The following is a 12,824-nucleotide window of genomic DNA, read 5'->3' as shown; positions in this document are numbered from 1 at the left end:
ACCGTACGACTCCAGGAGGGCGGGCAGCTCCGTCCTCGGACAGCCGAGGTCCGCGGCGGACCCGCTTAGGCTCGACACCATGCGACTCCGACTTCCCCGGTGGGCCGCGGTCACCGCCGTCCTCGCCGTTCTCGCGGGTGCCGGCACCTGGACCGCCGTCGCCTCGGACGATCCGCCGCCCGTGCACCGGGCGGACCGGATGCTCGACCTCGACGGCGCCCGGCTCGACACCTCGTACTTCACCGGCGACGGTGACGGGCGACGGCCGGCCGTCCTCCTCGGCCACGGCTTCGGCGGCTCCAAGGACGACGTCCGCGCCCAGGCCGAGCAACTCGCCCGCGACGGCTACGCCGTCCTCACCTGGTCCGCGCGCGGCTTCGGCGCCTCCACCGGCGAGATCGGCCTCAACGACCCCGACCACGAGGTGCGGGACGTCCGGAAGCTGATCGACTGGCTCGCCGCCCGGCCCGAGGTCCTCCTCGACAAGGCCGGCGACCCGCGCGTCGGCGTCACCGGCGCCTCCTACGGCGGGGCGATCTCCCTCCTCGCCGCCGGGCACGACCCCCGCGTCGACGCCATCGCCCCCCAGATCACCTACTGGAACCTCGCCGACGCGCTGTTCCCCGAGGGCGTCTTCAAGAAGCTCTGGGCCGGGATCTTCTTCTCCGCGGGGAACGGTGCGGGCGCAGGGCCGGGGTCCGCGACCGCGCCGGGCACCGGGACGGGCGACGGCACCGGGACAGACACCGGCACGGGGACCGGAAACGGCACGGGGACCGGAAACGGCCCGAAGGGCGCCACCGGCCCCGGGGCCGCGGCAGGGAAGCCCGCCGCCTGCGGACGCTTCACCGCCGAACTCTGCTCCCTCTACCAGCGCGTCGCCGTCGCCGGGAAGCCCGACGCCGCCGCCCGCGCCCTCCTGGAGGCCCGCAGCCCCTCCGCCGTCGGCACCCGCGTCAAGGTGCCCGCGCTCCTCGTCCAGGGCCAGTCCGACTCCCTCTTCACCCTGGCCCAGTCCGACGCCATGGCCCGCACCCTGACCGCCAACGGCGCCCCCGTCGCGGTCGACTGGATCGCCGGCGGCCACGACGGCGGCGACCGCGAGACCGAGCGCGTCGAGCGGCGCGTCAGCACCTGGTTCGACCGCTGGCTGAAGCGCGACACCTCCGTCGACACCGGCCCCGCGTTCCGGGTGAGCCGCACCGGCGGCGTCGACTCCACCGACGGCCGCGCCACCCTGCGCGCCGCCACCGCCGACCGCTACCCGGGACTCACCGCCGGCGCCACGACCGTCCCCCTCGCCGGGCGGCCGCAGACCTTCTCCAACCCCGCGGGGGCCGCACCGCCCGCCGTCTCGGCCGTCCCCGGCCTCGGCGGCGGAGTCGCCGGACTCTCCTCCCTCGGCGTCGGCATCTCCCTCGACTTCCCCGGCCAGCACGCCAGGTTCGACGCGAAGCCGCAGGACGAGCCGCTCCGGATCACCGGTTCACCGAGCGTCCGGGTCAAGGTGACCTCCACCGCCCCCGACGGCTCCGCCGTCCTCTTCGCCAAGGTGTACGACGTCGGGCCCGACGGCCGGCAGCAGGTGCTGCCCGCCCAGCTCGTCGCCCCCGTCCGCGTCGACGGCGCCAGGGCCGGGAAGCGCGTCACCCTCACCCTGCCCGCCGTCGACCACGAGGTGGAGGCCGGGCACCGGCTCCGGCTCGTCGTCGCCGCCACCGACCTCGGTTACGCCTCCCCGGTCGTCCCCGCCGGCTACACCGTCGCCGTCGAGAGCCCGCTGACCGTTCCCACCGCGCCCGGCCTCGACACCCAGGCCGCCGCCCTGCCCTGGTGGGTCTGGGGCCTGCCGCTCCTCGGCCTCGCCGTCGCCGCCGTGCTGCTCCTCACGGCCCGCCGCCGCGTCGCCGCCCCCGCGCCCGACCCCGGGCTCGTCTCCGTGCCGCTCCAGATCACCGGGCTCTCCAAGAAGTACAAGGGCGGCGACCGGTACAGCGTCAAGGACCTGTCCTTCCGCGTCGAGCAGGGCCAGGTGCTCGGTCTCCTCGGGCCCAACGGCGCGGGCAAGACCACCACCCTGCGCATGCTGATGGGCCTGATCACCCCCGACGAGGGCGAGATCAGGGTCTTCGGCCAGGCCATCCGGCCCGGCGCCCCGGTCCTCTCCCGGGTCGGTTCCTTCGTCGAGGGCGCCGGCTTCCTGCCGCACCTCAACGGGCGGGAGAACCTCGACCTGTACTGGAAGGCCACCGGCCGCCCCGCCGAGGACGCCCATGTCGAGGAGGCCCTGCGCATCGCGAACCTGGGCAGCGCCCTCGAACGCGCCGTCCGCACCTACTCGCAGGGCATGCGGCAGCGCCTCGCCCTGGCCCAGGCCATGCTCGGCCTGCCGGACCTGCTGATCCTGGACGAGCCCACCAACGGACTCGACCCGCCGCAGATCCGCGAGATGCGGGAGGTGATGATCCGGTACGCGGCCGGTGGCCGTACCGTCATCGTCTCCAGCCACCTCCTCGCGGAGGTCGAGCAGTCCTGCACCCATCTCGTCGTCATGGACCGGGGGCAGCTCGTGCAGGCCGGACCGGTCGCCGAGATCACCGGCTCCGGCGACACCCTCCTGGTCACGCTCGGGGAGAGCGTCCCCGACGCCCTCGTGGAGAAGATCGGCGCCCTCCCGGGCGTCACCGCGGCGACCCGCACCGACGGCGGGCTCCTCGTCCTCCTCGACGGCCTCGACCCGACCGCCCTCATCGGCGAACTCGTCGGCCTCGACGTGCCGCTGACCGGGATCGGACCGCACCGCCGCCTCGAAGACGCCTTCCTGACCCTGATCGGAGGAGGAGCCGCATGAGCCTGCTCGACACCCCCGCGGCCCCCGTGGATTCCGCCCCCGGCTACCGCGCCGGACGCACCCTGCCGCTGCGCGTCGAGGCCCTGCGCCAGTGGAAGCGGCGCCGCACCCTCGTGATGGGCGGGATCCTCGTCGCCCTGCCGTTCGTCCTGATCATCGCCTTCGCGGTCGGCGGCGAACGGGACGGCGGCGCCAACGGCCGCATCACCCTGATGGACACGGCGACCGCGTCCGGCGCCAACTTCGCCGCCACCTGCCTCTTCGTCTCGGCCGGATTCCTCCTCGTCATCCCGGTGGCGCTGTTCTGCGGGGACACCGTCGCCTCCGAGGCGAGCTGGTCCTCACTGCGCTACCTCCTGGCCGCGCCCGTACCCCGGTCACGGCTGCTCGCCTCCAAGCTGGCGGTCGCCCTCGGCTACAGCGCGGCCGCGATGGTCCTCCTCCCGCTCGTGGCCCTGGCCGCGGGCACGGTCGCCTACGGCTGGGGGCCGCTCCAGCTGCCCACCGGCGGCTCGGTGCCCGCAGGGGACGCGCTGTTCCGGATCGCCGTGGCCGTCGCCTTCGTCTTCGCCTCCCAACTGGTCACCGCGGGACTCGCCTTCTGGCTCTCGACCCGCACCGACGCGCCGCTCGGCGCCGTGGGCGGCGCCGTCGGCCTGACCATCGTCGGCAACGTCCTGGACGCCGTCACGGCGCTCGGCGACTGGCGCGAGTACCTGCCCGCGCACTGGCAGTTCGCCTGGATCGACGCGCTCCAGCCGCAGCTGGAGTGGGGCGGCATGGTGAAGGGCACGGCGATCTCGCTGACGTACGCCCTCGTCCTCTTCGCGCTCGCCTTCCGCGGCTTCGCCCGGAAGGACATCGTGTCGTAGGGGGCGTCCTGCCCCGGGGGACTCAGGGTCTTCTCACAGCCACCCCCTTCGAGCCGCTTCCGCGCCCGCGCGGAAGCGGCTCGTCGTGCCGAGGGCCGCCATCAGCTCGCCCACCCGGCGGCTGTACGTCCGCGCGGACATGCCGAGCCTGGCCGCCGCCGTCTCGTCCGTGAGTCCCGACAGGAGGGCGTCGAGCACCGGACGCAGCTGCGGCGGCAGATCGCACGGCGGAGGCGGTGGCACCGGCGCGTACGTCAGCTCCTCGGCCGTCACCCAGCAGGCGTGATGGGCCCGGGCGAGGGCCTGCACCACCACCGGGTCGCGGATCAGCAGCAGTCCGTTGTAGAGCAGCTCCAGGTCGAGCGGGACCGCGGCCACCGTCCGGTCGACGACGATCATCTTGAACGGGATCGACTCCGCCAGACGGGCCCGGCCGGGCATCCGGAGACCGCCCTCCAGCAGATGCAGGGCATGCCGCGGCACGATCCGTCTGACCTCGCCCGCCCGCTCCGCCGCGGCCCGCATGCACGCCTCCGCGAGCTCCAGGAACGGCTCGGGGATCGCGCAGCCCGCCGAGGCGACCGGGTCGTCGAAGGTCAGCAGTTCGTACCGAGTGGAAGCGGCCAGCCCGGCGAGCGCCGCGCTGATGCGCCGCGCGCCCCGGACCGGGCGCCCCGCGGGCCGCTGTCCCTCGGTCGCGGCCCGGTTCATCGCCGAACGGGCGAGCATCACGGAGCCCGCGCTCTCTGCCACCGCTGACCACCCCCGCCCGATCGATGTCCACTCCATGTACGCACGCGACTGCACACGGTGACAACCCCTGTTGAGAAGGATGGCGAATCCATGCCACCGGTTGTCTCGTCGGCCGCCGTTGCCGCATCGAGATCCATCCGCAACCCCTTCGACTGCTCCCGGCGGGCCTCTCGTTCGTCACATTCACAAGTGCCTTACCAAGAGGGGGAGATGACATGGAACGACACATCACGGGGGCGGCCCGGCGCCGCCGTGGCCGGTTCTCGGCCACGGTCGCGGGTCTGCTCGCGGCCGGACTCGCCGTCGGAGGCTGCGGCGCGGGCAATGACGGGAGCACCGCCGACCGGTCGGCCCGCGAGACCGGCCGCACCGCCCCGGCGGTCCCCGACGGCGGGGGGAGCGCGAACCGGGAGGGCGTGCGGGAGGACGGCAGGCCCTCCGCGGCGCCCGCCCCCGACTACCTCTCCACCTTCGCCCTGGACGTGGACACCGCCTCGTACGGCTACGCCCGCCGCACCCTCGCCGAGGGGCGGCTGCCCGACCCGGCGACCGTGCGGCCCGAGGAGTTCGTCAACAGCTTCCGTCCCGACTATCCGCGCCCCTCGGACAACGGCTTCAGCGTGACCCTCGACGGGGCCCGCGCCGGCCGGGACGGCTGGTCCCTGGTCCGGGTCGGTCTCGCCACCCGGGCGGCGGACGCGAAGGGCGAACGCCCGCCCGCCGCCCTCACCTTCGTCGTCGACGTCTCCGGCTCGATGGACGAGCCGGGCCGCCTCGACCTGGTCAGGGAATCCCTCGGGCTGCTCGCCGACGAGCTCCGCGACGACGACTCGATCGCGCTCGTCACCTTCAGCGACACGGCCGAGACCCGGCTGCCGATGACCCGGGTGGGGGAGGCCCGCGGCCGGATCCGCGAGGTCGTGAACTCCCTCGCGACGAGCTCCTCCACCAATGTCGAGGCGGGCGTCCGCACCGGCTACGACGTCGCCGTCGACGGCCACCGCGAGGGCGCCACCAACCGGGTCGTCCTGCTCTCCGACGCGCTCGCCAACACCGGTGCCACCGGGGCGGGGACGATCCTCGAACGCATCGACGCGGAGCGCAGGAAGTACGGGATCACCCTCTTCGGCGTCGGGGTGGGCAGCGAGTTCGGCGACGCCTTCATGGAGCGGCTCGCCGACCGGGGCGACGGGCAGACCACGTACGTCTCCACCTCCGCGCAGGCCCGCAAGGTCTTCGTCGACCAGCTGCCCGCCCATGTCGAGCTGCGCGCCCGCGACGCCAAGGCGCAGGTCTCCTTCGACCGGCGGACCGTCGAGAAGTTCCGGCTGATCGGCTACGAGAACCGGGAGGTCGCCGACGAGGACTTCCGGAACGACCACGTGGACGGCGGCGAGGTCGGCGCCGGGCACACCGTCACCGCGCTGTACACGGTGCGGACCAGGGCGGGCGCCACCGGCCCGGTGGCCACCGCCACCGTCCGCTGGCTCGACCCGGCGACCCGTGCGCCGCACGAGCGGTCCGGCACGGTCGGGACGGCCGGTCTCACCGCCGACATCTGGGGCGGTGGCCACGACAGCCTGCAACTGACGGCGATCAGCGCCTACTTCGCGGACACGCTGCGGGGCGGCGGGCTGCCGGGCGCCCCGGGGCTGCCGGCGCTCGCGGAGCGCGCCGAGTCCATCGCCGGCCGGTCGGGTTCGGCGGTGGTCGGGGAGCTGGCCGCGGCGGTGCGGCAGGCCGACGGGCTGCTCGGGCGGTCCGAGGGGCCGGGGCGGGAGCCGGGCGGGGATGCCACGCGCGAGGGCGAGTTGAGGTCGGGCGACCCGTACAGCTGACGCGGGTGGAAGGCGGCAGGGGGGCGGCCGTGGGCCGTGTGCCGGAAGTGGCGTGTGCGGGTCACGGCGGCCGTTCGCGGGTCAGAATGGCCGCATGGCCTCCCTGCTGCTCGCCCTCGCTGTCGGATGCACCGGCCTCTACGCCGGTTTCATGCTCGTCTTCCAGACCGGGATCATGCCCGCGCTCGCCCGTCTGACGGACGCCGAGTTCGTCACGGCGATGCGCCGGATCAACGAAGCCGTGCCCAGGGGCGTGTTCCTGGTCGTCTTCCTCGGGGTGATCGCCTTCCCCGCCGCCGCGTTCTTCGTCCCGGTCGACGGGCGTACGGACACCCAGAAGTGGCTGGTCCTCGGGGGGCTCGTGTGCGCGGCCCTCAATCACGCGGTCACCCTCGGCGGGAACATCCCGCTCAACAACGCGCTGGCCGCCTCGGAGGCCACGGGTGACGAGCCGGCGGCGGTCCGCGCCGCCTTCGAGAAGCGCTGGAACTCCTTCCACGGGATCCGTACGCCGCTGATCGTCGTCGCGTTCGGCCTGCTGACCGCCGCCGCCGTCCTCTAGGCCCGCGGCGGCCGCCGTCCGGCCCGCCGTCCAGCTGCCGGGGTATATGCCCGAACTGTCCTGGAGGGGCTGCTTCCGGAACCGTACCCGGCGGGCGGTTTCTGGCGTGAACTCGCGCGTGTCGCCCGCTGCGCCATCCGCAAGGACCCTGCGAAAGCGTACCTCCGAGTCCGGAAACAGTCTTCCGGCATGTGTTGGTCTGCGCCAGTGACGAAAATCTTGCGCCCTTATACTCGCACAAAGGGGGTGAATCACCCCGATATCCCGGGTTGGTATTCCGTACCCTCCGGTTTCTTATTGACATGCCTACGGGGGTCTTTTCTAATCATCGAGAGTCAACCCGCGCGCTGACACCGCACAGGCACTGAGGGGGCAAGGTGGACGTCCGGATTCTGGGGGGACTGTCGGTACGTGAGCACGGGGTGTCGATCACCCCGACATCGGCCGCGCCCCGGCAGCTCCTCGCCCTGCTCACCGCCAGCGCCGACCAGGTCGTCCCCGTGACGGTGCTCACCGAGGAACTGTGGCCGTCCGGTGCGCCACGCGGCGCCCGCGCCGAACTCCAGTCCCACATAGCCGAGTTGCGCACCCTCATCACGAGCGCGCTGCGCGGCGCCGCTCCGGCGGACCCCGGCCCCGGCTGGTCCGACCGGCGCACCGCCGACGCCATCCTCCTCTCCCAGCCCGGCGGCTACCGGCTCGACACCGGCGGCGGAGTCAACGACGTCTGGCAGTTCGAGCGCGCGGCGGGCGCCGGCTACCGCGCCATGGAGGCGGGCGACCTCCCGCGCGCCGCGCTCCGCCTCGGCGAGGCACTCGCCCTGTGGCGCGGCGAACCGTACGCGGGCGTCGCCGCCGGACCCCGGCTGCGCAGAGAGATCGAGCGCCTCGAAACCTCCCGGCTGAGCGTCCTCGACCAGTGGGTGGAAGCGCAGCTGGGCCTCGGCCGGCACGCCGACCTCGTCTCCGAGCTCTCCGGACTCGTCGCCCGCTACCGCACCAACGAACCGCTCCACGCCCACTACATGGTGGCCCTGCTGCGCTGCGGACAGCACGACGAGGCCCTCACCGTGTACGAGCGGCTGCGCCTCGCCCTGAAGGGGGAGAGCGGCATGGAACCCTCGGCGCGCCTCCGCCGCCTCCAGCGCTCGGTCCTCGCCGTACGGAACACCGCGGTCCGCCCCGCCTACGCCCCCCGCATCCCCGCCCAGTACAGCCCGGTCAGGAACCGGCTCGTACCCGCGGGTTCCGTCGGCTGACCACCTGACGGAACGGCGGTACCGCCATACGGACCCCGCCGGGAACCGTGACGTCACGGCGGGGCCGTGACGGGGAATGAAGTGCGGCAACTCACCGTTGACCGACTCCCGAAGCCGAATTAGTTTCGGCGAGCAGGACGGGTTTCCTCCCAGGTGCCCGATTTCGCTCGACCACGGGGGTATGGGGCCATGACGTTGCACGGCGCGGACGGAGCCGGTGGTGCCGACGCGCTGCTCACGGTCCTCGAACTACTCGCCCGGCAGGCCACGCCCGCCCGCTTCGACACCCTCCTCGCCGAGGCCCGGCTCACCGGACTCGCGGGCGAGGAACTCGCCCGCCTCGAACGGGCCGTCGCACTCGCCGGCGAGATACGGACCGGCCACGAGCAGGACGCCCGCCGCGAGGCCGGACTCGCCACCCTCACCGACACCGCCCGCGACCTCACCTTCTCGTACGACCTCGACAGCCTGCTGCGCGTCATCACCCGCCGCGCCCGGCGGCTCCTCGGCCTCGACCTCGCGTACGTGACCCTGCGCGGCCCGCACGGAGCCTGCTACGTCCACACCACCGAGGGCTCCCGCGCCGGTCACGGCACCGAGGGGCCGCGGCTCGCCCCCGGGCTCAGGATCGCCGAGGGATACGGACTCGGCGGCGCCGTCCAGGCCCACGGCGAGCCCGTCTGGACCGCCGACTACCTCGCCGACGAGCGCTTCGCCCCCTCCGGCTCACTCGACGCCGGCGTCCACGCCCCGGCCTTCGACGAGGCCGCCGAGGCCGCCCTGCGAGGCGAGGACCTCCACGCGATCATGGCCGCCCCGCTGCGCAGCGGCGACACCGTCATCGGCGCCCTGCACGGCGCCGACCGGCGCGTCCGCGACCACACCCCCGAGGAGATCGGACTCCTCGCCGCGCTCGCCGACCTCGCCGCCCTCGCCGTGGAGAAGGCCGGACTCCTCGACCGGACCCGGGCCGAGGTCTCCGAACTGGAAAGGGACAGCTCCCGGGTGCGCACCAGCCTCACCCGGATGCGGCACGTCAGCGAGGCCCACGGCCGCATCATGAACCTCGTCCTCGCGGGCGGAGACCTGTGCAACGTCGCCAAGGCCGCCGCCGACGCCCTCGACGCGACCGTGATGATCCGCGACCAGGGAGGCCGTCTCCTCGCCACCGCCGGAGACATACCCGGCTTCGACGAGGAGGCCGTCGCCAAGGCCTCGCTCGACGCGCACGCCCGCCGCCGCCCCGTCCTCGCCGACGACGACACCTGGGTCGCCCCCGTCATCGCCGGCTCCGAGGACCTCGGCGGCCTCGTCATCCGCGCCGCCGGCGGCCTCACCGGCGAGGACGAGCGGCTCCTCGAACTCGCCGCCCAGTCCGTCGCCTTCCTCCTCCTCATGCGGCGCTCCACCGCCGTCGCCGAAGGACCCGTACGCGACGAACTCCTCGACGACCTCATCGCCGACCCGCCGCACGCGCCGCAGCAGATAGCCCAGCGGGCCCGCCGGCTCGGCGTCGACCTGCGCAAACCGCACGTCCTCGTGCTCGCGCGGCCGGAGGGCGGCGAACAGGGCAGGGCCGTGGTGTGGGCCTCCTCGTACGCGTACCGGCTCTCCGGCCTGAAGACCGTGCAGGGCGGCTGCATCGTGCTGCTGCTCCCCGGCATCGACGCCTCCGCCGCCGCGAAGGCCGTCGCCGCCGAACTCTCCCCGCTGCTCGGCCACCCCGTCTCGGTCGCCGCCGCCGGACCGGGCTGGAGCCCGGACGGCGTCGCGCGGATGTACCAGGAGGCCGGGCGCTGCCTGGACGCGATGAGCGCGCTCGGCGGCACGGGCTCGGCCGCCTCCGTGCAGGACCTCGGCTTCCTGGGGCTGCTGCTCTCCGACGACAACGACGTGGACGGCTTCGTCGAGGCGGCGATAGGGCCCGTACTGGACTACGACGCCGAGCGGTTCACCGATCTCACCCACACCCTGGAGGCGTACTTCGCCTCCGGCGGCAGCCCGACCAACGCGGCCGAGGCGCTCCACGTCCACCCCAACACGGTCTCGCGCCGCCTGGAGCGGATCGGCGAACTCCTCGGCCCCGAATGGCAGAAGCCGGGCCAGGTCCTGGAGGTCCAGCTGGCGCTGCGCCTGCAGCGCACCCGGGAGGTGCTGGCCAGGGGACGCGTCACGGCGGACCCGACACGTCAGCTGTCGGGCCCGCCGGAGCGCGGTGTCTGAGGGCGGTACGCGGTACCCGGCAGGCCGTCCCGCCGGCCCCGCCCGTCAGCTCGCCGTACGCCCGGAGCCGTAGCCCGGGGCGTAGGACGCCTCCCAGTCGGTGGCGGCCATGACCGTCGCCGCGTGGGCCGCCGACGCCAGCGTGATGTGCCGGTGCCAGCCGCGGAACGAACGGCCCACGAAGTCCCGCAGCCCCGCCCCCTCGCCGACCTCGACGAAGTCCCGCTCCACCCGGCGGGCCAGCTTCGTCAGCCGCAGCAGGGAACCGACCGGCGAACCGGTCAGATCGCTGATCCACACCCGGGCCGGGGCACGCCGGGGGTCGTCCCACTCGCCGAGCAGCACCAGGGGCCGCATCCGCTCCCCGCCCGGCGTGGGCAGCGCCACCCGGACGGCGGTGGCGAGCGAGGTACGCGAAGTCCGCGCGCCGGCCACCGTGTCCACCCAGCTCACCGGCCTGCGCAGGCCCTTGAGCGACTCCAGGATCTGGAGCGCCGACAGCGGGCCCGCCCCGAACCCGGGCAGCGAACGGTCGGCGATCGCGAGCCGGGAGCCCGGACCGATCCGGGCCACGACCGGCACCCCGGCCCCGGCGAGCCGGGTGAGGGCCGCCCGCCCCGCACCGCCCCGGATGTCGAGCAGCACCGGCTTGCGGCTGACGTCGGACCAGCGGGCCGTGTCGAGCGCCGCGGCGACCGCGCACTCCTCCAGCGTCTCCTCGCCGGCCTCCTGGGGAACCTCCGCACGATCGCGCCGCGTGCGGTCGTTCACCCAGGGATCCGGCAGGAACAGACGCCAGTTGACGGGCACGCTCAGCTCGTCGCTCGCGAACCACACCCCGAAGGCCTGCTGGCCGTGGAAGACCTGGCCGCGCTCCGGGTCGAAGCGCCGGTCCACGCCCACCGAGTGCTCCCCGGCCTTGGGGATCGGCATGGGCCGCACCACCCAGGCCTGCGGGCAGCTGTTGCGCTCCAGGTACCGGGCGAGCGACGCCCGCATCGGCTGCCAGTCCCAGGTGGAGCTGGAGACGAAGTGGTGCAGGCTCTGCTCGGCCGCGGGACCGCCTATCTGCGCGGCGATGTTGCGGATGGACTTGCGGCCCTGCGCGGTGAGCAGGCCGTGCAGATACTGCTCGGCCTTCAGACGCTGGTCGCGGCGCGGGAAGCCGGAGAACAGCGCGGCACACAGCTCGGCGTAGACGTCCTCGCGCGAGCCGGCCGCGCCGACGGACCTGACGACGCCCAGGGGCGCGGCCGGGGGAACAGCCCCGGTGACGGCCCTGCGCTTGATTGCGACGGATGTACTCACGACACTCCTGCCCGAAGGTTGCGCAGCTCCCTCCCGCTGCTCCACCACCGTCGCCCGTACCCGCCCCCGGGGACGAGGTGTACCCGGCACCCGAATCGGCCGCCTGATGGTGGCCGGACCACCTCTCGTCGTGTCGTCGCAGGTCGCAGCGGTCTTCACGCACCCCGGACGGGCCCTCGGGGCGGCCTTCCCGAATACCCCTCGGGGGATCTGACAGACTCGCCGACCCCGCTTTGACCCGTCGCAGGGCGTGGCCGGACCATCGCAGAGCGAGGCTGCACGGGCCGGACTCCGGTTAATGCCCCAGGCCGGGGGCCGTGCCTGTGCGCCTCGCCTTGACCCGTCCCTCGTACGCTGGGGTGATGCGACTCCGCGCCGAACTCCCGGCCGTCGGGGCGGTGGCCGCCGGCGGTGCCCTCGGCGCCTCCGCCCGCTACGGCGCGGGGCTGCTCTGGCCGACCCCCGAAGGCGCCTTCCCCTGGACGACGTTCACGGTGAACGTGGTGGGCTGCGCCCTGCTGGGTGTGCTGATGATCCTGCTCACGGAGCGGCCCGCCGAGTGGTCGACCGAGCCCCCGCACCCGCTGCTCCGCCCCTTCCTCGGCACCGGGTTCTGCGGTGGGTTCACCACCTTCTCCACGTACGGCCTCGAGACGCGGCGGCTGCTGAGCGCCGGCGACCCGACGCGCGGGCTGCTCTATCTCGGCGCGACCGCGGTCACCGCGCTCGCCGCCGTCGGGGCCGGGGTCGCCGTCACCAGGGCCGCCCTCGGGAGAGGGGAGCGGGCGTGAACTGGCTGCTCGTCGTCGCCGGAGCCGCCGTCGGCGCGCCCCTGCGGTACCTCACGGACCGTGCGGCGCGGGCCCGCTTCGGACCCGGCTTCCCCTGGGGCACGTTCACGGTGAACGTCGTCGGTTCCTTTGTGCTCGGGCTGCTCACGGGGGTGGCCTCCGCCCAGCTCCACCTGCTGCTCGGCACGGGCCTGTGCGGGGCGCTGACGACGTACTCGACCTTCTCGTACGAGACGCTGAAGCTGTACGAAAACGGGGCGAAGGGGTACGCGGCGCTCAACGTCGCCGGGAGCCTGGCCGCCGGACTCGGAGCCGTATGGCTGGGAGTCCGGACGGCCGGGCTGTTCTAGGCGAGGGACCTCACCGG

The 12,824-nt window shown here is 74.0% G+C and carries 10 protein-coding genes; 8 read left to right on the top strand and 2 right to left on the bottom strand.

What is annotated here, in order from left to right:
* Window positions 1–79: 79 nt before the first annotated feature.
* Both ACH4MY_RS02330 and ACH4MY_RS02325 read left to right on the top strand, forming a co-directional pair.
* Entirely contained in the window at window positions 80–2,851 is a 2,772-nt protein-coding gene (locus ACH4MY_RS02330; protein ID WP_397996309.1) for an alpha/beta fold hydrolase, read from the top strand.
* The gene (locus ACH4MY_RS02325; protein WP_397996307.1) at window positions 2,848–3,723 is read left to right on the top strand and encodes an ABC transporter permease; all 876 of its coding nucleotides are present in this window, start codon (window positions 2,848–2,850) and stop codon (window positions 3,721–3,723) included. The genes ACH4MY_RS02330 and ACH4MY_RS02325 overlap by 4 nt, the downstream gene beginning before the upstream one ends.
* 33 nt (window positions 3,724–3,756) lie before the next feature.
* On the opposite strand, the gene ACH4MY_RS02320 is transcribed toward ACH4MY_RS02325, so the two are convergent.
* Window positions 3,757–4,476, bottom strand: coding sequence for a DNA-binding response regulator (locus ACH4MY_RS02320; RefSeq protein ID WP_397996305.1), 720 nt, complete (start codon window positions 4,474–4,476; stop codon window positions 3,757–3,759).
* A gap of 215 nt (window positions 4,477–4,691) precedes the next feature.
* On the opposite strand from ACH4MY_RS02320, the gene ACH4MY_RS02315 reads away from it, so the two are divergent.
* The 4 genes from ACH4MY_RS02315 to ACH4MY_RS02300 all read left to right on the top strand — a co-directional run bounded on the left by ACH4MY_RS02315 (window position 4,692) and on the right by ACH4MY_RS02300 (window position 10,358).
* The gene (locus ACH4MY_RS02315) at window positions 4,692–6,314 is read left to right on the top strand and encodes a VWA domain-containing protein (protein WP_397996304.1); all 1,623 of its coding nucleotides are present in this window, start codon (window positions 4,692–4,694) and stop codon (window positions 6,312–6,314) included.
* Between the two features lie 94 nt (window positions 6,315–6,408).
* Entirely contained in the window at window positions 6,409–6,876 is a 468-nt protein-coding gene (locus tag ACH4MY_RS02310) for a DUF1772 domain-containing protein (RefSeq protein WP_397996302.1), read from the top strand.
* Between the two features lie 377 nt (window positions 6,877–7,253).
* Window positions 7,254–8,135: a BTAD domain-containing putative transcriptional regulator gene (locus ACH4MY_RS02305; RefSeq protein WP_397996300.1), complete on the top strand. Its 882-nt coding sequence runs from the start codon at window positions 7,254–7,256 to the stop codon at window positions 8,133–8,135.
* Window positions 8,136–8,324: 189 nt separating this feature from the next.
* Window positions 8,325–10,358 carry a helix-turn-helix domain-containing protein gene (locus ACH4MY_RS02300; protein ID WP_397996298.1) on the top strand — a complete coding sequence of 678 codons (2,034 nt, stop codon included), beginning with the start codon at window positions 8,325–8,327 and terminating at the stop codon, window positions 10,356–10,358.
* A 45-nt stretch (window positions 10,359–10,403) separates the two neighbouring features.
* Here ACH4MY_RS02300 and ACH4MY_RS02295 read toward each other — a convergent pair whose 3' ends face one another.
* Complete coding sequence (locus ACH4MY_RS02295) at window positions 10,404–11,666, bottom strand: IS701 family transposase (RefSeq protein ID WP_397996295.1); 1,263 nt, start codon at window positions 11,664–11,666, stop codon at window positions 10,404–10,406.
* 362 nt (window positions 11,667–12,028) lie between these two features.
* Between ACH4MY_RS02295 and ACH4MY_RS02290 the strand changes: the two genes are divergently transcribed.
* Entirely contained in the window at window positions 12,029–12,457 is a 429-nt protein-coding gene (locus tag ACH4MY_RS02290) for a CrcB family protein (protein WP_397996292.1), read from the top strand.
* Window positions 12,454–12,807, top strand: a complete 354-nt coding sequence (crcB, locus tag ACH4MY_RS02285; RefSeq protein WP_397996289.1) for a fluoride efflux transporter CrcB — start codon at window positions 12,454–12,456, stop codon at window positions 12,805–12,807. The genes ACH4MY_RS02290 and crcB overlap by 4 nt, the downstream gene beginning before the upstream one ends.
* Window positions 12,808–12,824 lie beyond the last annotated feature (17 nt).

Origin of the sequence: Streptomyces sp. NPDC017246 (genome assembly GCF_044331325.1) — a bacterium.
Taxonomy (GTDB): domain Bacteria; phylum Actinomycetota; class Actinomycetes; order Streptomycetales; family Streptomycetaceae; genus Streptomyces.
This window is presented reverse-complemented; position numbering and strand designations above follow the sequence as displayed.